Source organism: Peristeroidobacter soli (assembly GCF_004138485.1).
Lineage (GTDB): Bacteria > Pseudomonadota > Gammaproteobacteria > Steroidobacterales > Steroidobacteraceae > Steroidobacter > Steroidobacter soli.
Genome location: NZ_ML142848.1, coordinates 733,862 through 753,956 on the forward strand (window position 1 = coordinate 733,862; position 20,095 = coordinate 753,956).

The window sequence follows — 20,095 nt, forward strand, 5'->3', positions numbered from 1 at the left end:
AGCACCGCGCCGGCCAGCATGGGTAGCCCGCATCGATGACGGCTCAGAGGCGCGACTCCCGCTGCGGCTCCCTCATGAACAGATAGACCAGCAGAGAACACAAGACGCAGGCGGTCACGTACCAATAGAACCAGGTTTCGTGGCCGATGTGCTTGCACCACAGAGCAATGCTTTCAGCACTGCCGCCGAACACCGAGACCGTGATGGAGTACGGAAGGCCGACACCGAGTGCACGAATCTCCACCGGAAACAGCTCCGCTTTCACGACTGCGCTGATGGAGCTGTACAGCGATGAGATCGCCAGCGCGATCATGATCAGATAGAACGCTGTCCACGCATCATCAGCGCGCGACAGCGCGCTGAGCAACGGCACGGTCGAGAAGAGTGCCAGCACGCCGAATGCGATCAGGATGGGACGACGGCCGACCCGATCCGACAGAGCCCCCATCGGCGGCTGCAACAGCATGAACACGAACAGACTGGCCGCGGACACCAGTGTCGACTCGCCCTTGCTGAGGCCGACGGTGTTCACCAGGAACTTCTGCATGTACGTGGTGAAGGTGTAGAAGAACAGCGTGCCGCCGACGGTGAGGCCGACGACGATCGCCACCTCCTTCGGATGTTTCAGCAGCATCGACAACTGCCCCGCCCCGGCCGCGGCATTCTTGTCCTTGCTCCGATAAGCCTCGGTCTCCTCCAGATTGCGACGCAGATACAAAGCAGCCACGGCGGCCACGGCGCCGATAGCGAACGGAATGCGCCAACCCCACGTTTCCAGCTCGTGTGCGTCGAGCACGAAGAATTGCAGCACCATGAGCACAGCCAAGGCGAGCAGCTGCCCCATGATCAATGTCACATAGAGAATGCCGGAATAGAACCCCCGACGGCCGGCCGTGGCGATTTCGCTCATGTACGTGGCACTGGTGCCGTACTCGCCACCCACGCTGAAACCTTGCAGCAGACGGGCGAACAGCAACGACGCAGGCGCTGCGATACCGATGGAGTCATAGGTCGGCGTGACCGCGATGATCAACGACCCCAGGCACATCAACAGCACCGACATCGTGAGCGCCGCCTTGCGGCCGTGCCGGTCCGCATAGCGCCCCATCACCCAACCGCCGATCGGACGCATCAGGAACCCCACGGCGAAGATCGCCGCGGTGTTCATCAGCTGCAGGGTGCTGTTACTCGCAGGGAAAAAGCTCGGCGCGAAATAGATGGCGAATGCCGCGTACGTATACCAGTCGTACCACTCGATGAGATTGCCGACCGAGCCGCCCACGATGGAACGCAGGCGGCTCGCCTCCCCGGCCGCTCGACCAGCAGGCATCAAGCCAGGCCGAACAGCTGCGCGGTCTGGTCGAGGCTGCGCTTCATCTTGTCGACCAGCTCATCCACCTGCGGCCGTGTGATCACCAGCGGCGGCGCGACGACCAGCGTCTGCGGACCCGCCGGCCGCATGATCAAGTTGTTCTGAATCGCGAATTCGCGCGCCTTCACCGGCGCTTCGTGAGTCGGCGGCAGCACCTTGCGGTTGGCCTTGTCGCTGACCAGTTGCACGGCGCCGATCAGACCGACACCGCGCAGCTCGCCGACGATGGGATGCGCATCGGCCATCTGCTGCAGCGTCGAGCGGAAGTACGGCGCGATGTCCGATTTCACGCGCTCGACCAGCTCTTCCTTCTTCATCAGCGCGATGTTTGCAAGCGCCACCGCGCATGCCGCCGGATGACCCGAGTAAGTGAAGCCGTGATGAATCATCTTGCCGCCTTCGCTCAGCACCTCGAAGATGCGATCGTGAATGGCGACGGCGCCGATCGGCAGATAGCCCGACGACAGGCCCTTCGCCATCGGCATGAAATCCGGCTCGATGCCGTAGGTCTGGGAGCCGAACCATTCGCCGGTACGACCGAAGCCGCAGATCACTTCGTCCGCGACCACCAGCACGTCGTACTTCTTGCAGATGCGCTGAATTTCCGGCCAATAGGTCGACGGTGGATCGATGCCGCCGCCGGCGCCCTGGCACGGCTCGCCGATGAAGGCCGCGACATTGTCGGCACCGAGCTCGAGAATCTTTTTCTCCAGCTCGCGCGCCGCCTGCAAGCCGAACTCTTCCTTCGACAGGTCGCCGCCCTGCGTGTACCAGTGCGGATGAATGATGTGCGCGAAGTGCGGCAACATCTCGTGATCCTGATCGTGCATGGGCGGCATGCCGCCGAGGCTCGAGGTGGCGACCGTGCTGCCGTGATAGCCCCATTGCCGACCGATGAAGGTGCGCTTGGTCGGCTTGCCTCGCAGCTTCCAGTAGTAGCGCGCGAGACGAATCACCGTGTCGTTGGCTTCCGAACCGGAGTTGGTGAAAAAGAACCGGTTCAGGCCGGGCGGCGTGAGCTCCGACAGCACATGGCTCAGCTCGATCTGGCTCGGTGTCGACGTCTGGAAGAAGCTGTTGTAGTACGGCAGCGTCTTCAGCTGTTCGTTGGCGGCGTCGATCAGCTCCTGACGGCCGTAACCCACGGCCACGCACCACAGACCGGCCATGCCGTCGAGGATCTTGTTGCCCTCACTGTCCCAGATGTAAACGCCTTCGGCGCGCGTGATGACGCGAGTGCCCTTCTTGTTCAGGTCCCTCGGGTCGGTGAACGGGTGCATGTGATGCGCCCGGTCCAGGCCCTGCCATTGCTGAGTGGTTCGCACGATCTGTGACATGATGAAATCCTCTTACCGTGCGGGGAGGATATGTCGATGTCATGCGCTTCAAGGGTGCAAAGGTAGCAGGGTCGTGGTGTTGATCCAGCACCGCTGAGCTGACACGGTGACCTATCCACACCGCACTGATCGATGCCGCACCGGCCTGCCTCGGGAGCAGGCCGCATACTGCGCGCTGGTCCCGAATCAGACATCGGCTCATGAGCAGGCTCGCCCGCAAAACCGCCATCATCACTGGAGCCACCTCGGGCATCGGTGCCGCAACCGCCGTGCTATTCGCCGAACACGGTGCCAATCTCGTGCTCACCGGCCGGCGCGCCAGGCTCGGTGAAGATGTTGCCAGACAATGTCGGGATGTCGGCGCCGAGTGCGTCTTCGTCGAGACGGACCACACGCAGCTGGGCGATTGTGAAGAGGTCGTTCAGACCGCGCTCGACGCGTTCGGCGGCATCGACATTCTGTTCAACAACGCGGGCATCGTTCCTCGCGGCACCGCCGAGACTACGGAACTATCGATGTGGCAAGCGACATTCGATACCAATGTGACGGCGGTGTGGCAGATGTGCCGGCTGGTGTTGCCCCACATGCGCGCTCGCGGCGGCGGAGCCATCGTCAACCACGGTTCAGACTGGTCGGTGGTCGGTGGCACCAACGCCCTCGCCTACGTCGCGAGCAAGGGCGCCTTGGCCATGATGACCAAAGCCATGGCGCTCGACCATGCGGCCGACAACATCCGCGTCAACGCAGTCTGCCCCGGCGACACGTTCGTCGAACGCTTCCAGAAGAAATTGACCACCGCGCAGGCCATCGCTCAGGCAAGCGCCCACATTCCCTTGAAACGTTTTGCCTCGCCCGCCGAAATCGCATACGCAGTGCTGTACCTCGCCTCGCCCGAGTCTTCGTATGTCACTGGCCATCTGCTGCTGGTCGACGGTGGCCACACTGCGCAATAAGCGGGGACCCCGACCTCTACTTGCATAGCGCCGAGTGTTCGCCTCGCTCGCCTCCAGAGGCCATTGGAGCGCCACTCATATATGAGTCCAGAACAGCGATGTCGCGAGTAGTGACCAGTGCACCGATGTACCCATCCGGCCTATCTGGAGAAACCCTATGCCGCCGGCCAAACGAGTGCAAGCTGCACATATTTCGTCTCAGCAGCTCAAGGACTTGCATCGATCGCTCATCGACATCATCGGCGAATTCAACCGTCCGCAACGGGACGAGTACATGGTGCGGGCGGCGGGAGTGTCGCTCGAAGGCGTCCTGTTTCCGCTGCTGGTCGGGATCGAAAGAGTCGGCCCGATCGGACTGGTCGAGCTCGCCGACCGGGCCGGACGCGACTACACCACCGTGAGTCGACAGGTCGCAAAACTCGAAGCGCTGGGGCTGGTGAGGCGCGAGGAAAACTCGGTGGACCGTCGCGTGCGCAAAGTCGCCATCACGCCACAAGGAAAAGCGATGACCAACCGGATTGACACCGCCCGCGAGCGTTTCGCTCGCGCGATTTTCGATACCTGGGAACCTGGCGACGTGGCAGCGCTGGTACGGCTCAGTCGCAAGTTCGCGGATGCTTTGAAGAGCTGAGGTAGAATCGGCCCGCGTCTGCTCTCCTCCGAGGCCTACCGCCATGGCAACTCAATCCACGATGCTCGAGCTCGGCACCGCCGCGCCGGACTTTCGGCTGCCCAGCTTCGACGGCAAGGTAACGGCGCTCGCCGATTTCCAAGACGCGCGCGGGCTGGTGGTCGCGTTCATTTGCAACCACTGCCCTTTCGTCAAACACATCCGCAATGAGTTCGGCCGCTTTGCGCGGGAGTATCAGTCACGAGGCATCGCGGTCGTGGCCATCAACTCGAACGACATACAGGCCTATCCCGACGACGGCCCGGAAGGCATGGCAGCCGAAGCGAGCAGCGCCGGCTACACGTTTCCCTATCTGCTCGATGAAACCCAGGCGGTCGCCAAAGCCTATCGAGCAGTCTGCACCCCCGACCTGTTTCTTTTCGACGCGCAACGCCGGCTGGTCTATCGCGGCCAGTTCGATGACAGCCGCCCCAACAAGGGCACAGCGACCGGCGCCGATCTGCGCGCCGCATGCGACGCTCTCCTCGCCGGCACTCAGGTGACGAAGGATCAAAAGCCGAGCATCGGCTGCAGTATCAAATGGAAGAAATAGCGCGGCGATCCCGCCTCAGTCATTTCTTGACCTCATGAAACGTGGCCATGATGTGCTGGCTGCCTGACAACGGCACGGCCGCGGTCGCATTGATCCGCTTGGCCGTCACTTCCTTACAATCGCCGGGCTGCACCGTCGCTTCCTGATCGTCGTAACGCAGCTTCATGGCGGCGGACTCGTCGCTGGCTTTGACGCACACCTTGTAGTCCTTGGCGGTCTGGCTGTCGTGAATGGTCTTGACCTCCTTGCCGGTCAGGTCGATTTCGCCCGGCGTGACCGCGGCCTTCATCTTGTCCATGGTCGCCTCGGTCTTCTCTTCGGCAAACGCGGACGAGAAGCCCAGTACGGCCAGCATCGTCGCGAGTAACAACTTCCTATTCATCGTCGTACACCTCGTGATCGGGTTCGTATCGGCCCGATCACGGTGGACGCCCCGGATCTCACTTGCAATCGGAACATCGTGCAGCGCCTGGGACTATTCTGTAAGCGGATGTCTGCCGGAAAGAATCACAATGGGGCCGTCATGAGCGCAAGCATCGCCCGCCTGCCAGCCACCTGGCCCTCCTGGATCGCACCGGCGCTGACGCTGCTGCTTCTGTGCGTCGTGCTCCTGGTCGTGCATCGAGAGCTCGAACATTTTCATCTGCACGAGATGCTCGGGTACCTGCGCGGGATCCCCGCGTCGCATCTCGTCGCTGCGGCGATCTGCACCGTCGTGAGTTATGCGCTGCTCGGGCTGTTCGACCTCACCGGCCTGCGTTACCTGGGCAAGCGACTGCCGTACCCGCGCGTCGCGCTCAGTTCATTCATCGCCTACGCCATTGCAAACAACGCTGGAGCAAGCGCGTTGACCGGCACGGCGATGCGCCTGCGCCTGTACACACCCCAAGGGCTCACAGGCACTGAAATCGTGACGCTGCAGGGCTATTGCAGCCTGACGACCGCGCTCGGGCTCGGCACTTTGACCGCGCTGTCGCTGCTGTTCGCCCACGACCGAAGCGTCGCGATGTTTCATTTGCTCGGCGCCTGGACCTGGGTCTGCGGTCTGCTCCTATTCGGGGCGATCGCCGCGTACGTCGGCTGGGGCAGCATGGCCACTCGCGGGATCGGGTTTCGCGGCTGGTCGCTGCGACCACCCGGCCCCGTGCTCGCACCTCTGCAAGTCGTGCTCGCTTCCCTCGAGCTGTCGATGGATTGCGCCGTGCTGTGGTTGTTGCTGCCGCCGGACGCGCACATCGGATTGCCGGGTTTTATCGGTGTATTCGCACTCGCTGTCGCCGCGGGAATCATCAGTCACGTGCCGGGCGGGCTGGGCGTGTTCGAGTCGGTCGTGCTACTGGCGGTGCCGAACGTGCCACGCAATGAGTTGCTCGGCGCGCTGCTCGCCTATCGCGCCATCTATTACGTGGCACCGCTCATCGTTGCCGGAGCGTTATTCGCAGTGGTGGAGTTATACGGTTATCGACATCGTGTTGAACGGGTGAGCTCGCTCGTCTCCGCCTACGTGGCCCAAGTGTCGCCACAGATCGCCGGAACCCTGGTGCTGCTCGCCGGCATCGTCCTGCTGATTTCCGGTGCGACGCCGGCCACGGCCTCGCGCCTGGTGATACTGCGATCGCTATTGCCGTTGCCCGTCCTGGAGATGTCGCATCTCATCGGCAGCATCAGCGGGTTGGGTCTGCTGGTGCTCGCACGCGCGCTGTATCGCCGCGTCCGCGAAGCTTATCGAGTGGCGGTCGCACTGCTGATCGCGGGAATCGTGGTGTCGCTGCTGAAAGGGCTCGACTACGAAGAAGCCGCGATCCTTGCGATCGCCCTCGCCGTTCTGTATCTCGGACGCGATGCGTTCCATCGTCCCGCGTCGCTCATGGAAGAGCGCTTCACGCCGATGTGGATCGTCGGCATCGCCGCCGTGCTCGGCGCCGTTGCCTGGGTTGGCTACTTCGCTCACCGACACGTCCAATATTCCAGTGAGCTGTGGTGGACGTTCGCCTTCTCAGCCGACGCCCCGCGCACGCTGCGGGCACTGTTGATTACAGTGCTGACTGCAGCGACGTTCTTTGCGATGAACCTGCTGCGTCCGGCGCGTCCACCGCCGGTGGCACCGAGTTCCAAAGAACTGGAACGCGCACGCGCCATCATCGATCGCTCCGATGAAACGCTCGCCAATGCCGCCCTCTGCGCAGACAAACGTCTGTTGTTCGCACCGAACGATGAGGCGTTCATCATGTATCAAGTCGCTCGGCGCAGTTGGGTGGCGCTTGGTGATCCCGTCGGTGCGCCAGAGCACTACGAGGAGCTGGTCTGGCGGTTCACCGAGCTCACCCACAGATATGGCGGCTGGACCGTGTTCTATCAGGCCGGTCCCGATCACCTCCCGCTCTACATCGACTGCGGCCTGTCGCCGGTGAAAATCGGCGAAGAGGCGCGGGTGTCACTGTCGGAATTCAGTCTGAGCGGCAGCGAGCGCCGTGACATTCGCCAATCGCACGCACACGCCGCGCGTGACGACGCGACATTCGAGGTTGTCCCGGTCGAATCGGTACCCGCACTGCTGCCTGAGCTGCATGCGATCTCCGATGCCTGGTTGCAAGAGAAGAGCGCTGGCGAGAAAGGCTTCTCCATCGGCAGGTTCGATGAAACATACATTCGGCAGTTTCCTGTCGCCGTGGTCCGGCGCGGCGAGACCCCGGTGGCCTTCGCCAACCTGTGGACCACTCGCAGTAGAGCGGAGCTGTCGGTGGATCTGATGCGCTTTGGCGCCGGCGCACCGCACGGCGTCATGGACTTTCTGTTCGCCGAGTTGATGTCATGGGGACGCGCGCAGGGTTATCGCTGGTTCAATCTCGGCATGGCGCCGCTCGCCGGGCTGGACCAGGGATCGTTCACGCCCGCCTGGCATCGTATCGGCAGTTTCGTATTCCGCCACGGCGAACATTTTTATAACTTCGAGGGTCTCAGGAGCTACAAGGCGAAATTCGCCCCGGTCTGGATCGCCCGATACCTGGCCGCGCCACCCGGCATCCTGGTGCTGCCGGGCGTGCTCGCGGACATCTCGACTTTGATCGCCGGCGGCTTGAAGGAACTGGTGAAGAAATGAATTCGCAGTGGCGACGATTGCTATGGCTGGCTCTGTTCGCATGGACCGGCCTCGTCGATGCAGCCCCTTCGGCACTGGCCGATCTGTCCTTGATCGAGGTTCCCGCCGGCAAGTCAGGGACCTCGGAGCCGAAGCCGCTCGCCATTCTGATTACCGGGGATGGCGGCTGGGCACGCATCGACCGTTCGCTGAGCGCCGATCTGGCCGCCAACGGCATTCCCGTGGTCGGCTTCGACTCGCTTCACTACTTCTGGAAACTGCGCACACCGGAAGAAACCGCACGAGATGTCGCCCGGACCATGAAACATTACCGGGAGGCGTGGTCGCGCGAACGGGTCATGCTCATCGGCTATTCGCTCGGCGCCGACGTCATGCCGTTCATCGTCAACCGCTTGCCGGCGGAGTTACGCGAGCACGTCTGTTCCGTCGTGCTGATCGGCCTGAGCGATACCGTGGCCTTCGAGGTTCATATGAAACAATGGCTGCCGGGCACCAAACCCGAGGGCAAGCCGGTCGCTCCGGAGCTCGCGAAACTGACGCCGTCCAGGTTACTGTGCCTCTACGGCTCGGACGAACAGGATTCGCTGTGTCCAAGCCTGTCCCGAACGGACGCACGGGTCGAACAGATCGGCAGCGGACATCATCTGGGCGGTCAATATGGCGAGATCGCCCAGCGAATCATCGCGGCGTCACGCTGCTGACGTCACTCCAGCGACTGATCCCGCACCATCAGCACCGGCACCGGTGCGTGACGTAGCACGAGCTCGGCATCGCTGCCCAGGATCAGCCGCTTCAACCCTCGCCGGCCATGCGTGCCGAGGACGATCAGCTCGGCGCCCGAGTCACTGGCCTGCGCGACGATTTCTTTCCACGCGTGCGCGCCGATCTTCTCGACCATCTGCTGCTCGAACGGCACACCGGCATCGCGAGCGACCATGGCGGCGTGCTCGAGAATCTTCAAACCCGAGCTGCGTATTTCTTCCGCCAATGCCTGGTAGTAGGCCGTGGATGCGATCTCCGTCTCCAGGATCAGCGTATTCAACACATGCACCAGCAACAGGCGCGAACCGGTCGCCTTTGCCAAGCGGATTGCCTCATTCAGGCCGCTCAGGGAGGTCACGCTTCCGTCGACGGCAACGAGAATCTTCTTATACACGGCGGTTCACCTGTCAGAGGACCAGCAATTCGGCGAAGTTCGGAGTCTTCACGACCAACAGATCACAAGGTAATTGTTCCAGCACCAATTCGGCGGTGCTGCCGATCAAGAGTCGTTTCAGGCCCCGGCGTGAGATCGCGCCCATCGCCATGATGTCGATCTCATATTCCTGCGCGACCCGACACAACGCTTCGGTCACGCCGCCAACTTCCAGATGAACCTGCTGCGCCGGCAGCCGATATTCCGACGTGACCGCGGTCAGATCGTCGAGCTTCGCTTTGCGTTCGGCCTCCAAGGTCTCCGGCGGGATGTCGATCACCAGCGCTGGCACAGCCACCGCCGATGCAATCATGGCCGCCGGGATATAGGTGTGGATGGCATGCAGCTCGCCGCCGAGCGCCTGAGCAAGCCGGGTCGCCTCATCCAGGATGCAATGATCCAGCAACCTCGGCTTGTCATCCGCATGACCTGGATCGAGCGCCGCACCGAGGCGGGGATGCGCCGACCAGGGCGTCGGCTTCACCAGCAACAACGGCACCGGACATCCTCGAATCAGCTCCCAGTCGGTATTCGTCAGGAACGAGCGCTGCGCAATCGTATGATGATGCGTGTCCTTGATCACCAGCCCCGCGCAGGTGTGTTTGACCCGCTCCAGCAATGCGGTGTGCAGTGGGTCCGCGGACAGGATCTCAGTCGTGACATCGAGGCCCCGATCTCGCAACGGCGCGGCGATGGACTCGAGCCACGGGCCGAGTGGTTGCAGCGGCTTTTGGGGCGACTCCTTCATGTGCTGCGCGAATCGTGTATTGCGCGCCGCTTGAGTGTCGCAGATGAACAGATCGAGTCGCGCCGAAAGCTGCTTCGCCAGCAACGCCCCCTTGGCAACCGCGGAGCGTTGTTTGGACGTCGGATCGACGATCACCAGAATGTTTTGGATCGGATTCATGGCCCCGCCTCGCTGGATGGGAGCGATTCATCGGCGTGTACTCAGTCTCATCCCACAGGCGCCAGTGCGGGAACCGGTGAATTCCCCTAACCTACCCGCACAACCCCAGGGTGATGGCTGCGCTCGCTTGCGAGGAGACTACGCTCATGCCCGCTGAACACTCCCTGTGCCTGCGCTTGCATGGCCCAGGACAACCTTTGGTGCTGGAGCAACGACCGGTGCCGGTGCCCGGTCCGGGCCAGGTGCTGCTCAAAGTCGGTGCATGCGGGGTGTGTCGCACCGATTTGCATCTCATCGATGGCGAGTTGCCGGACCCCAAGCTGCCCATCGTGCCCGGCCATGAGATCGTCGGCACCGTCGTTACCGGCGGTGCAGGAACCCACTACCCATCCGGCACCCGCTTGGGCGTGCCGTGGCTGGGTTACACCTGCGGCATTTGTGAGTTCTGTTTGAGCGGCCAGGAGAATCTCTGCGACCGGGCCGCGTTCACCGGCTATCAACTCGATGGGGGTTATGCAGAGCACGTGGTCGCCGATGCGCGCTACTGTTTCGAGCTGCCCGCCTCGCTCGACGATGCACACGCCGCGCCACTGCTTTGCGCGGGGCTGATCGGCTACCGCACGTGGCGGATGGCTTGGAACGCGAAGCGCCTGGGGATTTACGGCTTCGGCGCAGCCGCGCATCTGATTGCCCAAGTCGCGACTCACAAGGGGCAAGAGGTTTACGCCTTTACTCGCGCCGGCGACGTCATTGCCCAGCAATTCGCGTTGCAATTGGGCGCGCGCTGGGCCGGGGCCAGTGAGGAACAACCGCCCGTGCTGCTGGATGCTGCCCTCATCTTTGCACCGGTCGGGCAATTGGTGCCGTTGGCACTGCGAGCCGTGCGCAAAGGCGGCAGCGTAATCTGCGGTGGCATTCACATGAGCGATATTCCATCGTTACCCTACTCATTGATTTGGGGTGAGCGCTGCATTCGCTCGGTCGCCAACCTGACCCGTCGCGACGGCACCGAATTTCTGGCGCTGGCCGGCGAGATCGGCATTCAGCCCAGCATAGAAACCCTGCCTCTGAGTCGAGCCAACGAGGCACTGGAGCGTGTGCGTGCGGGCGCGCTCAGCGGCGCGGCAGTTTTGATTCCGGAGTGACATGAAGTCTCAGCTACGATTGGCTTGCGTTGCCCTCGGCGTACTACTGACGACAGCTGCACATGCTGACGCAGGTCTGCGTTGGCTGCAAAACGGCAGACCGACGGCGCAAGCGGTGGAGATGGCTCAGGCTTTCAATCGAGCCGAGTACTACGGACTTTCCTCCGCCTCTTATCGAACTCGCCTGTCAGCCGCTCAGCTGGAACGTATCGCCAATGGCATGGCGGACTCGGAATTACAGCATCGCTACGATCAGGAACTTTCAGAGTTGGCGGGACGCTTCGCCTCTCACCTGCATCACGGGCGCATCGCTCCGCGCGCTGCCGGGTTCGATCTGCCGGCGGCGGGTACTGACACCGACGGGCAGTTCGTCGAGCAACTCGCAGGCAGCAACGATCTGCAGGCAACGTTCGCGTCGATCGAGCCGCAAATGCTTCCCTATCAACTGCTCAAACAAGCGCTCGTGCGCTATCGGCAGCTTGCTTCGGAACGAACAGTTGCACCGCTGCCTGCTCTGCCGGGCCGCACGCTGAAACCAGGCGATGTCTACGAGGGCGCCGCGCAGTTACGCCGACAGCTCATCCTGCTCGGCGACCTGCCGGAAGCAACCAGGACCGCGGCCAGCGAGTCGAACATCATCGACCCGGAACTGGCGCAGGCACTGGAGCAGTTTCAAGCACGGCATGGCCTCGGAGTGGATGGCGCACTGGGACGACAGACGCTGGCTGCGCTGAACGTTCCGATTCAACAGCGAGTGCGTCAGATCGAGCTGTCGATGGAGCGCTGGCGCTGGCTGAACGCCGGGTCGCGCCCCGACATCGTCATCAACGTTCCTCAGTTCATGCTGTACGCCCTGCCTCGTCCCCATCGGGCCGAAGAGCAGTTGCTCGAAATGCCCGTCATCGTCGGTCGAACCGGAGATCGCACGCCGGTCTTCAGCGCGCCCATCGAAGAGGTCGTGTTCAACCCGTACTGGGACGTGCCGGCCAGCATCCTGCAAAAGGAACTCTTGCCAAAGATTCGCAAGGACGTGAGCTATCTCGAACGTCATCACTTCGAAATCGTGCGTGGGCCGGGCGACGACGCCAGGGTCCAGCAACCGACGCCTGCCGTCATATCCGCCCTGGCCGCTGGAGAACTGCGGCTGCGACAGCGGCCGGGCGCCGACAACGCGCTCGGGCCGGTGAAGTTCATATTGCCCAATCGATACTCGATCCGTCTGCATGGCACTTCGGAACCTCGCCTGTTCAACTCCGTGCAACGCGCGCTCAGTCACGGCTGCATCCGGGTCAGCGACCCCGCCGCGCTGGCGGAATACGTGCTCGCCAATGCACGCGGCGAATGGGATTCGGCGACGATTCAAACTGCCCTGTGCGGCGAGACACCGAGACGCGTGCGCCTGGAGAAGCCAGTTCAAGTCCTGGTCTTCTATGCCACGGCAGCGGCTACGAGATCTCGTGGCGTCCTGTTCACCCCGGACTTGTATGGCCACGATGCTCGTCTGGAGAAGTTGCTGGCGGACCTCGAGCCGTCGTGAGCAGGCCGCTACCTGGCCCGCTTGCCCAACTCCCGCATCTTCTTCAGATATCCCTGCCGCGCTTCGCCGGCCAGGCCGGCGACGTTACCGATCAAGGTCGCACGGACACGGCGAAAGCCGATGAAATGCAGAATGTTCCTCTGCAGACTGCGCACGCTGTGCGCGCGAAAATACCATCGATACAGCCATCCAGGCATGCCCATCGTTACGACGATTCTCGCGCTCTTGCCGGACTGCAACTTCACGGGCCAGCGACCTAATTTACGCGCGCTGAATGCAAAGCCCGGTCGCAATACCTGTTCGAGCAGCGCCTTCAGCATCGCCGGCATCGATCCCAGCCAGAGCGGATACAGGATGACGACGTGCGTGGCCCAATCGACCAGGCCCTGACAGCGTCGAATCGTCTGCGACGGATCCCCATTCTGATAGTCCGCCTGCGTACGCAGCAACGGAAACTCCAGGTCCGCCAGTCGCAGCATCATGACCTCATGCTGGCCTGACGCCGCACCATCCCGATACGCATCGGCCAACGCGTGCACGAAACGCTCGGGAGCCGGGTCCGGATGTCCGTCGATGATCAGGATCTGTTCAGTCATGGGTGCTATCGACCATCGGCAAGCGCGAGGCGTAGTCGGCAATCGCCGCGAACTGGTCATAGGTGAGTTGCTGGAGCATCTCGACAATCTCCGGGCTCACGCTGTAGCGATGGTCCGCCGACAGTTCGCGCATCTGCATGAGTAAATAGGAGTAGTGCTGTCGGCGCAGCGCTGGCGTCGCATGGGCTTCATTTCCTCCGCCCTGCGCCCCGTGACAGAACGCGCACAGCCCTTGGTAATGACGCTTGCCCATCGCCAGCTGAGTACCATCGCCCACTTCCGGCTTCGGGTTCGGATCCAGGCTGCCCAGATAGCGCGCGAGATCGCCGATGGCTTGCGGCGCGGTTAACGACTTGCGGGCCGCGATCCGGTGCATGTCGGTCGAGGCACGCTCGCCTTCGGCCATGTCGACGAATTGTTTGATGAGATAGATCGGCAGCTGTGACGCGAGCGATGGCACCACGTCGTTTGCGTTGCCATAGGCCTCCTTGCCGTGACACCTGGCGCATTGCTGCGCGAAGAGCTTCTTGCCCGCACTGATATCCGGCGTTACGCGTAGCGCCTGCTCGACGAGCTCATCGCGACGGAACTCCTGAGCCTCCGCCGGAGCGCAGATCAGCGACGCCCATAGCAACAGTCCCGGAAGGCATCCAGCGCCAAGGCGTCGGTACTCATGGAACATACGCGCATGCAATCGCGTCTCTCGAATCGAGACCCCCTTATCGTCGGCGCGCTCCGGTGCGCTCACCATGCGGGGTTGACCGTAGAAGTTACGTGATCCCTACGGTGCCGCTGTGCCCGCCACTGGCTTAGCTTGAGACCGTCATGACCGAAACTGCCCCGCCGTTGCGCATCGAGGACCTGCTGCTGCCAGCGGCGTTCGAGCATGACACTACCCATCCGCGCCTGGTCGAAACCCATATTTCCTGGGTCATTCTTACCGGGTCGTTCGCGTACAAGATCAAGAAGCCGGTGAAGCTCGACTTCATCGACACCTCCACACTCGAACGCCGACGGCACTACTGTAACGAGGAATTGCGGCTGAATCGGCGCCTGGCGCCGAAGCTCTACCTCGACGTCGTTCCGATCACGTGTCAGGCCGGCCGCACTCGCATGGGCGGCAATGGCCCTGCGATCGAGTACGCCGTTCGTTTGAGACAGTTCTCTCCGGACGCGGAATTGCCGGCACTCCTCGACCGCGGCGAGGTCTCACTGCCAGAGATACTGCGCCTCGGCGAAACGCTCGCCGATTTCCACCTGCGGACTGACGAGATCTCCGCTTCGAATGCGCCCCAAGCCACGCAGCGCATGTACGACACGGTGCTCGGCAATCTGGAACAACTGCTCGAGTACACGGAGCACCGTCGCGACATTCAGGAGCTTCGACCGCTATGGGACTGGACACACGCCGAGATCGAAACGTACGAAGCGGCGTTCGAAGGACGTGCCCGGGAACATCGGATCCGCGATTGTCATGGCGATCTGCACGCCGCGAACATCGTACGATTCGAAGGCCGACTGGTGCCGTTCGACTGTATCGACTTCGATCCGCAGCTGCGATGTATCGATGTCATGAACGACATCGCCTTTCTGATCATGGATCTGCACAGTCACGACCGCGAAGATCTCGCGGCCGCGCTGTTGAGCCGCTATCTGGAAATCACGGGCGACTATGAGGGCGTTCGCCTGCTGCCGTTCTATGCGGTATATCGGGCTCTGGTGCGAGCGAAAGTCGACGCGATCGCTGCCGAACAGTCCCCTCACCTCGTGGCTCAGTACACGCAGCGAATGCAACGACGCGTGCGGACGGCCGTGCAGCTCACCGAACGTCCCCGCCCCATGCTGCTGTTGATGCACGGCATGTCCGGCTCCGGCAAGTCCTGGCTGAGCGAACAGTTGGTCGCTCCGTTACATGCGTTGCGCATTCGGTCGGATCTGGAAAGGAAACGCTTGCTTGGCGCTTCCCCATCAACGGCCGGCTTCAGACAAGGCAACTACTCGCCTGAGATGAGCCACCGCGTTTATGCGAGGCTCGTGGAGTGCGCGGAGAGCTGCCTGCAGGCCGGTTTCAACGTGATCGTCGACGCTGCCTTTCTCGATGCCGCCGACCGTGAGCTGTTCACGTCGCTGGCGGAGCGCATGAATGTGGAGTGTGTTTTCATTTCCTGCCAGGCCGATCCGGCAACTCTGCTGAATCGGGTAGCAACGCGGGCCCAGCGCGGCGATGATGCGTCCGAAGCCGATCAGTCCGTGGTCAACGCGCAGTTGCGTGACTTCGAACCGCTCGAGTCAGAGCGCCACCGCATCGTCCAAGTCGATACTCGCGATGCCGATGCTGTCGAGAACGCGGTCAGTTCTCTGCAGACGGCTTCTGTAGCAGCCAGACGTAATCGGCCAGCCGCCCGATAATCACGCGAGTGGCTCGCTCCGCGTCCGGGTTGCCGATCTCCAGACGACTCAAGTCCTCGCCCCACACAGGCATCGTGCGACTGCCGTGCGCGCCAACGACGAAACGGCCATCGATGATCCTTTCGATCCGATCGCGCGGATACGATCCTTGCGCCCGACGCGCAATCAGCGTCAGATCCGGCACTTCCACTTTGAACGAGCTGGCGACGGGCCCATCGCCACGCCCCGTCATGCCATGACAGCTGGCACAGAAGCGGCCGTAAAGCTCTTGCCCCGACATTGCCACATAGTCGGCGGCGCTCGCCGTCGCATTCCAACTCAGCAGAGCCGCCGTGCAGATGAGTGACGCGGTACGCATTGTTCTTAACTCTTCTGGATGGTGCGCAGATAGTCGACCAGGCGATCGATCAGCGCGTCCACACGGGCGCGCTCGGCCGGATCGTTCATCGTCTCGCTGCGATAGAACTGCCAGCCCCAGACCGGCATGTCCCGCGGCCCATGCGCCGGATGTTCGAATCGTCCATCGATGGTCCGATGCACATCCTCAGCCGGAAACTCGCCACCCTGGCGATGCGCGATCCGAGTGAGATCCGGCACATGAATCTTCACCAGCGGCGCCACCGGCCCATCGCCCTCGCCGCCCACGCCATGACAGCTGGCACAGAACGATTGATACATTTCCAGCCCCGACATGTTCGTGACTTCCCGCTGCGTCGGCTGCGAGGCGCACGCTGCGAGAACCAGGGGCAACGCCAGGAATGGAATCGACCAGAACTTCATGCTCCGCTCCTTCACATCATCCAGCGCGTGTCCGCCGCTCCAACCGTTGCTCGTGCTTGATCGAGCCGGTGATGTCGCACATGAACGTCGTAATGAGGTCGAAAGCGTCGTCGATGGCGATGACCCCCGTCAAGGCCCCGCGACTGTCGACCACCGGCACGCGACGGACGCCGTTCAGGCGCATGGCCTGCAACAGGTCGCTCACGTCTTCGTCTTCTCTTGCGACCAGAGGGTCCCGCGTCATGACGTCATCGACCCTGAGCGCCTCCGGATCGATCTTCTTGGCGAGCACCTCGACCACCATGTCACGATCGGTGAGCACGCCGATGGGACGTCGCAAGTCGTCGCCCAGCCGGTGCACGATCAGGAATCCGACGTGATGCTCCCGCATCAGGCGCGCCGCATCCGTGATGCCTTCAGTATTGGCTATGGAGATAGCCCCGTGTCGACAAACGTCGGCAATTTTCATGACGCCCTCCAGAACACCCCACGCGAAGCAAGTGTTCTCCGCCGCGGAGGGCTCAACTATGCGGGGATGGCCGTAACGGCTACGTGGCAGCGGCTAACCGTGGGCTCGAGTGATCAACTCATCGAGGGCATCGATGATCTGCTGACCTTCCTCGGCCAGGGAGTGCACGACCTTTCCCAACTTGTCCGTGGCAACGGAAACAAGCTCCAGGGGATGCAGAACGACGAGTGTCCCCTCGACGGTGAATGTCGGATTGAAACGCGGCAGGGCAATCTTGTCGAGGTTCGACTTCTTCACCAGCGGCACGACGACGCGACGCCGGTACTTATCGAAGACGGCCGATTGCACCACGACGACGTAAGGAATCGCGTCGCGATTCGCGCCTCGATTGCGATGGACGTCGAACTGAGCCATCTACAGGGTCGAATGCTCATCGGCGCATGAGCCGTGCTTTTCGCCAAAAGCATTCCAATCATTGACCGCCTCCTGGAGCGCCTGGGCATGAGCTTCCCTGCGCTCCTTCTCCTTGGTCACGAAGTCGGCAAGCAAGGACTCAACCACCTCGGAAAGGTTGTTGGTCACTTCGCGAACCTTGGCGATCAAATCCTCGTTCAAGGACAGATTCACCGGCCGCTTCGGCGATTTCAGGTTATAGGCAGGGCGCATTCGGAGTGGCTGCAGCATTCATGCGCATACTATGCGCATGAACCCCCGGAAAGCAATACCGGCACCTCCGATCAGCGAGCCGAACGCCCCGAGGGACGCAAGCTCGCCGCGACCGACCGCAGACCCGCGAGGGCGAATGTGACCATGTGGTCCACCAGCGCGTCGGTGTCGGTGAGCAGCGTAGGAAATATTTTCTTTTGCCAGTCGGGATTCGCGACCAGTAGAAACATGCAGGGACCGACGATGCTGACGGTCGAGCGGCTCACCGCCGGATGAGTGGGCGGGACGCCGAGGATGTCGCCGATCAGTCCGGTCACCATTTTCGCCTTGGGCACGACTTGATTCTTCATCATGCCATCCATGAGCGACGACGGCGCCATGAGCTCGCGACTCAGCACACGCAGCTCCCATGCACCCGAGTCGCGCTTCGCCACTTCGCCGACGATCTTTCGCAACAGCAAGCGCAGCTTGTCCGCCCCACTCGCGTCGCTCTGAGTGATCTCGGTGACGATGTCTATGCTGATCAGGCGCGCGTGCGCCTCCTCCAGCACCGCTGCATACAAACCATCCTTGCCGCCAAAGTGATAATTGACGGCCGCGATGTTGGCATTCGCGAGCTCGCAGATCTCCTTGCTGGTGGCCCGCTCATAGCCGTGTTCAGCGAACACGCGACCCGCGACCTCCAGCAATTGTTGCTTCGTCTGCGCCCCATTTTCGCGGATTGCCACGCGCGGCGGCGGGCGCCTGGTTGCCTGCCGTTGCTTCATGGCGGGGCTGTCAGTCTTGCGGGGACGGGCCATTCACGACTCGAACAAATAAAGTTGAAATTCAAATTTGATTTTGAATAGACTGGCGGCAGATTGCAACCCTGCCCTCGGACGGACCCCGTGCCGAAAAGAATCATTCCAATCGTAGTGATCGCGCTGGCGGCGCTCGCTTTGCTGGGCTACTGGCTGCTCCATCGCGGCAGCGACAGCTCGCAGATCGTCTTACAAGGCAACGTCGATCTGCGGCAGGTCGAGCTGCCTTTCAACGACAGCGAACGCATCGCCGAAGTGCTGGTCGAGGAAGGCACGACCGTGAAGGCGGGCCAGGTGCTGGCGCGGCTCGATACCGGTCGCCTGCTCCCGCGCGTAGCTCAGGCGGAAGCGCGCGCCGCGGCCCAACGCGAGGCTCTGCGCAAGCTTCAAAATGGCGCACGCCCCGAGGAAAAAGCCCAAGCCCGTGCGGCACTCGCTGCCGCGCAAGCCGAAGCGACAAATGCAACGAGTCAGTTGCAACGCTTACGAAGCATCAACGATGAATCCAAGGGCCGAGCCATCAGTCCGCAGGATCTCGAAGCCGCTGTCGCAGCGGCGCGCATGAGCGAAGCGCAAGCCGAGAGCCAGCGCAAGGCGCTCGATCTGACCCTCGCCGGCCCGCGCGTGGAAGAAATCGATCAAGCGAAGGCGCAACTCGATGCAGCCGAGGCTGACCTGGCCCTCCTCAAACGACAGCTGGCGGATGCAGATCTGGTCGCGCCCACGGATGGAGTCATTCGCAATCGCCTCATGGAGCCGGGCGAGCTTGCGACTCCGCAGCGCCCCGTGTTCGCCTTGGCGATCACCACACCGAAGTGGGTCCGCGCGTATCTTTCTGAAATGGAACTGAGCCGCATAGCACTGGGCGCTCCGGCACGCGTCACGATGGACAGTGCGCCAGAAGATCCGCTGACCGGCAAAGTCGGCTTCATCTCCTCGACGGCAGAATTCACGCCAAAGACCGTTCAAACCGAGGAGTTGCGCACCAGCCTGGTCTATGAAGTCCGAGTCTTCGTCGACGACCCACAGGACCGGCTGCGCCTCGGCATGCCGGCGACCGTAACGATCACGCCCACCGAGCAGACCGCCAATGCGCGCGAGTCCGAAAAATGAACGGCGGCGCTGGCGACCTCATCGTCCAAGGTGAGGCCCTCACCAAACGATTCGCGCGACAGAAGAACGACACGATCACCGCGCTCGACCATGTTTCCTTCGGCGCGCGGCATGGTACGTTGACTGCGCTCGTCGGCCCGGATGGCGCGGGCAAGACGACACTGCTGCGACTTGCGGCGGGTCTCATGAAGCCCGACGAAGGCACACTGACGGTGATCGGCCTCGACGCGGCCAGGCAGCCGCAGGCCATTCAAGACCGCATCAGTTACATGCCTCAGCGCTTCGGCCTCTACGAAGACCTGAGCGTCCAGGAAAATCTGGACCTGTACGCGGATCTGCACGGAGTCAGCCATGAGCAGCGCGCCGAGCGTTATCCGCGCCTGATGGAGATGACGGCCCTTGCGCCGTTTCTCGACCGGCTCGCCGGCCAACTCTCCGGCGGCATGAAACAAAAGCTCGGCCTCGCCTGCACGCTGGTGCGCTCGCCGGAATT

The 20,095-nt window shown here is 62.4% G+C and carries 22 protein-coding genes and 1 pseudogene; 10 read left to right on the top strand and 13 right to left on the bottom strand.

Translation table 11 applies throughout. The features are described from left to right. Positions 1–43: 43 nt before the first annotated feature. Together EKO19_RS02835 and EKO19_RS02840 are read right to left on the bottom strand one after the other, a co-directional pair. Positions 44–1,330 carry an MFS transporter gene (locus tag EKO19_RS02835; protein ID WP_129774885.1) on the bottom strand — a complete coding sequence of 429 codons (1,287 nt, stop codon included), beginning with the start codon at positions 1,328–1,330 and terminating at the stop codon, positions 44–46. Next, entirely contained in the window at positions 1,330–2,709 is a 1,380-nt protein-coding gene (locus EKO19_RS02840; RefSeq protein WP_129774886.1) for an aspartate aminotransferase family protein, read from the bottom strand. The genes EKO19_RS02835 and EKO19_RS02840 overlap by 1 nt, the downstream gene beginning before the upstream one ends. Before the next feature lie 200 nt (positions 2,710–2,909). Here EKO19_RS02840 and EKO19_RS02845 point away from each other — a divergent pair, with 200 nt between their 5' ends. From EKO19_RS02845 to EKO19_RS02855, 3 genes are all read left to right on the top strand, one after another. After that, on the top strand, positions 2,910–3,662 hold the full coding sequence (locus tag EKO19_RS02845) for an SDR family NAD(P)-dependent oxidoreductase (protein ID WP_129774887.1): 753 nt from the start codon (positions 2,910–2,912) through the stop codon (positions 3,660–3,662). A gap of 157 nt (positions 3,663–3,819) precedes the next feature. Beyond that, the gene (locus EKO19_RS02850) at positions 3,820–4,293 is read left to right on the top strand and encodes a MarR family winged helix-turn-helix transcriptional regulator (RefSeq protein ID WP_129774888.1); all 474 of its coding nucleotides are present in this window, start codon (positions 3,820–3,822) and stop codon (positions 4,291–4,293) included. Positions 4,294–4,336: 43 nt separating this feature from the next. Then, the gene (locus tag EKO19_RS02855) at positions 4,337–4,885 is read left to right on the top strand and encodes a thioredoxin family protein (RefSeq protein WP_129774889.1); all 549 of its coding nucleotides are present in this window, start codon (positions 4,337–4,339) and stop codon (positions 4,883–4,885) included. A 19-nt stretch (positions 4,886–4,904) separates the two neighbouring features. Here the strand turns inward: EKO19_RS02855 and EKO19_RS02860 are convergent, their stop codons facing one another. After that, the gene (locus EKO19_RS02860; protein ID WP_129774890.1) at positions 4,905–5,267 is read right to left on the bottom strand and encodes a hypothetical protein; all 363 of its coding nucleotides are present in this window, start codon (positions 5,265–5,267) and stop codon (positions 4,905–4,907) included. Positions 5,268–5,408: 141 nt separating this feature from the next. Here EKO19_RS02860 and mprF point away from each other — a divergent pair, with 141 nt between their 5' ends. Together mprF and EKO19_RS02870 are read left to right on the top strand one after the other, a co-directional pair. After that, positions 5,409–7,985: a bifunctional lysylphosphatidylglycerol flippase/synthetase MprF gene (mprF, locus tag EKO19_RS02865; protein ID WP_157995099.1), complete on the top strand. Its 2,577-nt coding sequence runs from the start codon at positions 5,409–5,411 to the stop codon at positions 7,983–7,985. Further along, on the top strand, positions 7,982–8,686 hold the full coding sequence (locus tag EKO19_RS02870; RefSeq protein ID WP_129774892.1) for a virulence factor family protein: 705 nt from the start codon (positions 7,982–7,984) through the stop codon (positions 8,684–8,686). Before mprF ends, EKO19_RS02870 begins: the two co-directional genes overlap by 4 nt. A gap of 2 nt (positions 8,687–8,688) precedes the next feature. Here the strand turns inward: EKO19_RS02870 and EKO19_RS02875 are convergent, their stop codons facing one another. Further along, on the bottom strand, positions 8,689–9,141 hold the full coding sequence (locus tag EKO19_RS02875) for a universal stress protein (RefSeq protein ID WP_129774893.1): 453 nt from the start codon (positions 9,139–9,141) through the stop codon (positions 8,689–8,691). A 13-nt stretch (positions 9,142–9,154) separates the two neighbouring features. Then, positions 9,155–10,087 (bottom strand): universal stress protein, encoded by a 933-nt coding sequence (locus tag EKO19_RS02880; RefSeq protein ID WP_129774894.1) that lies wholly within the window; start codon positions 10,085–10,087, stop codon positions 9,155–9,157. 146 nt (positions 10,088–10,233) lie between these two features. Here EKO19_RS02880 and EKO19_RS02885 point away from each other — a divergent pair, with 146 nt between their 5' ends. Both EKO19_RS02885 and EKO19_RS02890 read left to right on the top strand, forming a co-directional pair. Then, entirely contained in the window at positions 10,234–11,232 is a 999-nt protein-coding gene (locus tag EKO19_RS02885; RefSeq protein ID WP_129774895.1) for a zinc-dependent alcohol dehydrogenase family protein, read from the top strand. Between the two features lies 1 nt (position 11,233). Beyond that, positions 11,234–12,769 carry a L,D-transpeptidase family protein gene (locus EKO19_RS02890; RefSeq protein WP_129774896.1) on the top strand — a complete coding sequence of 512 codons (1,536 nt, stop codon included), beginning with the start codon at positions 11,234–11,236 and terminating at the stop codon, positions 12,767–12,769. A gap of 8 nt (positions 12,770–12,777) precedes the next feature. On the opposite strand, the gene EKO19_RS02895 is transcribed toward EKO19_RS02890, so the two are convergent. Beyond that, on the bottom strand, positions 12,778–13,365 hold the full coding sequence (locus EKO19_RS02895) for an NAD(P)H-dependent oxidoreductase (RefSeq protein ID WP_129774897.1): 588 nt from the start codon (positions 13,363–13,365) through the stop codon (positions 12,778–12,780). Next, on the bottom strand, positions 13,358–14,116 hold the full coding sequence (locus EKO19_RS02900) for a c-type cytochrome (RefSeq protein WP_129774898.1): 759 nt from the start codon (positions 14,114–14,116) through the stop codon (positions 13,358–13,360). The genes EKO19_RS02895 and EKO19_RS02900 overlap by 8 nt, the downstream gene beginning before the upstream one ends. Positions 14,117–14,190: 74 nt before the next feature. On the opposite strand from EKO19_RS02900, the gene EKO19_RS02905 reads away from it, so the two are divergent. Continuing rightward, a complete protein-coding gene (locus EKO19_RS02905) occupies positions 14,191–15,774 on the top strand; it encodes a bifunctional aminoglycoside phosphotransferase/ATP-binding protein (RefSeq protein WP_129774899.1) in 1,584 nt (527 codons plus the stop codon). Here the strand turns inward: EKO19_RS02905 and EKO19_RS02910 are convergent. The 6 genes from EKO19_RS02910 to EKO19_RS02935 form a co-directional block, all read right to left on the bottom strand. Continuing rightward, positions 15,716–16,132, bottom strand: a complete 417-nt coding sequence (locus tag EKO19_RS02910; RefSeq protein ID WP_129774900.1) for a c-type cytochrome — start codon at positions 16,130–16,132, stop codon at positions 15,716–15,718. The two genes, EKO19_RS02905 and EKO19_RS02910, sit on opposite strands and share 59 nt — an antisense overlap. A gap of 5 nt (positions 16,133–16,137) precedes the next feature. Beyond that, complete coding sequence (locus tag EKO19_RS02915) at positions 16,138–16,554, bottom strand: c-type cytochrome (protein ID WP_129774901.1); 417 nt, start codon at positions 16,552–16,554, stop codon at positions 16,138–16,140. A 16-nt stretch (positions 16,555–16,570) separates the two neighbouring features. Continuing rightward, positions 16,571–17,023 carry a CBS domain-containing protein gene (locus EKO19_RS02920; protein ID WP_129774902.1) on the bottom strand — a complete coding sequence of 151 codons (453 nt, stop codon included), beginning with the start codon at positions 17,021–17,023 and terminating at the stop codon, positions 16,571–16,573. A gap of 93 nt (positions 17,024–17,116) precedes the next feature. After that, a complete protein-coding gene (locus EKO19_RS02925; RefSeq protein WP_129774903.1) occupies positions 17,117–17,437 on the bottom strand; it encodes a CcdB family protein in 321 nt (106 codons plus the stop codon). After that, the gene (locus EKO19_RS02930; protein ID WP_129774904.1) at positions 17,438–17,689 is read right to left on the bottom strand and encodes a type II toxin-antitoxin system CcdA family antitoxin; all 252 of its coding nucleotides are present in this window, start codon (positions 17,687–17,689) and stop codon (positions 17,438–17,440) included. A 71-nt stretch (positions 17,690–17,760) separates the two neighbouring features. Further along, complete coding sequence (locus EKO19_RS02935; protein ID WP_129774905.1) at positions 17,761–18,489, bottom strand: CerR family C-terminal domain-containing protein; 729 nt, start codon at positions 18,487–18,489, stop codon at positions 17,761–17,763. Positions 18,490–18,576: 87 nt separating this feature from the next. Between EKO19_RS02935 and EKO19_RS02940 the strand changes: the two genes are divergently transcribed. Both EKO19_RS02940 and EKO19_RS39715 read left to right on the top strand, forming a co-directional pair. Beyond that, on the top strand, positions 18,577–19,602 hold the full coding sequence (locus EKO19_RS02940; protein ID WP_129774906.1) for an efflux RND transporter periplasmic adaptor subunit: 1,026 nt from the start codon (positions 18,577–18,579) through the stop codon (positions 19,600–19,602). Positions 19,603–19,706: 104 nt separating this feature from the next. Beyond that, a pseudogene (locus EKO19_RS39715) lies at positions 19,707–20,057 on the top strand (ATP-binding cassette domain-containing protein); the annotation flags it as partial. Positions 20,058–20,095 lie beyond the last annotated feature (38 nt).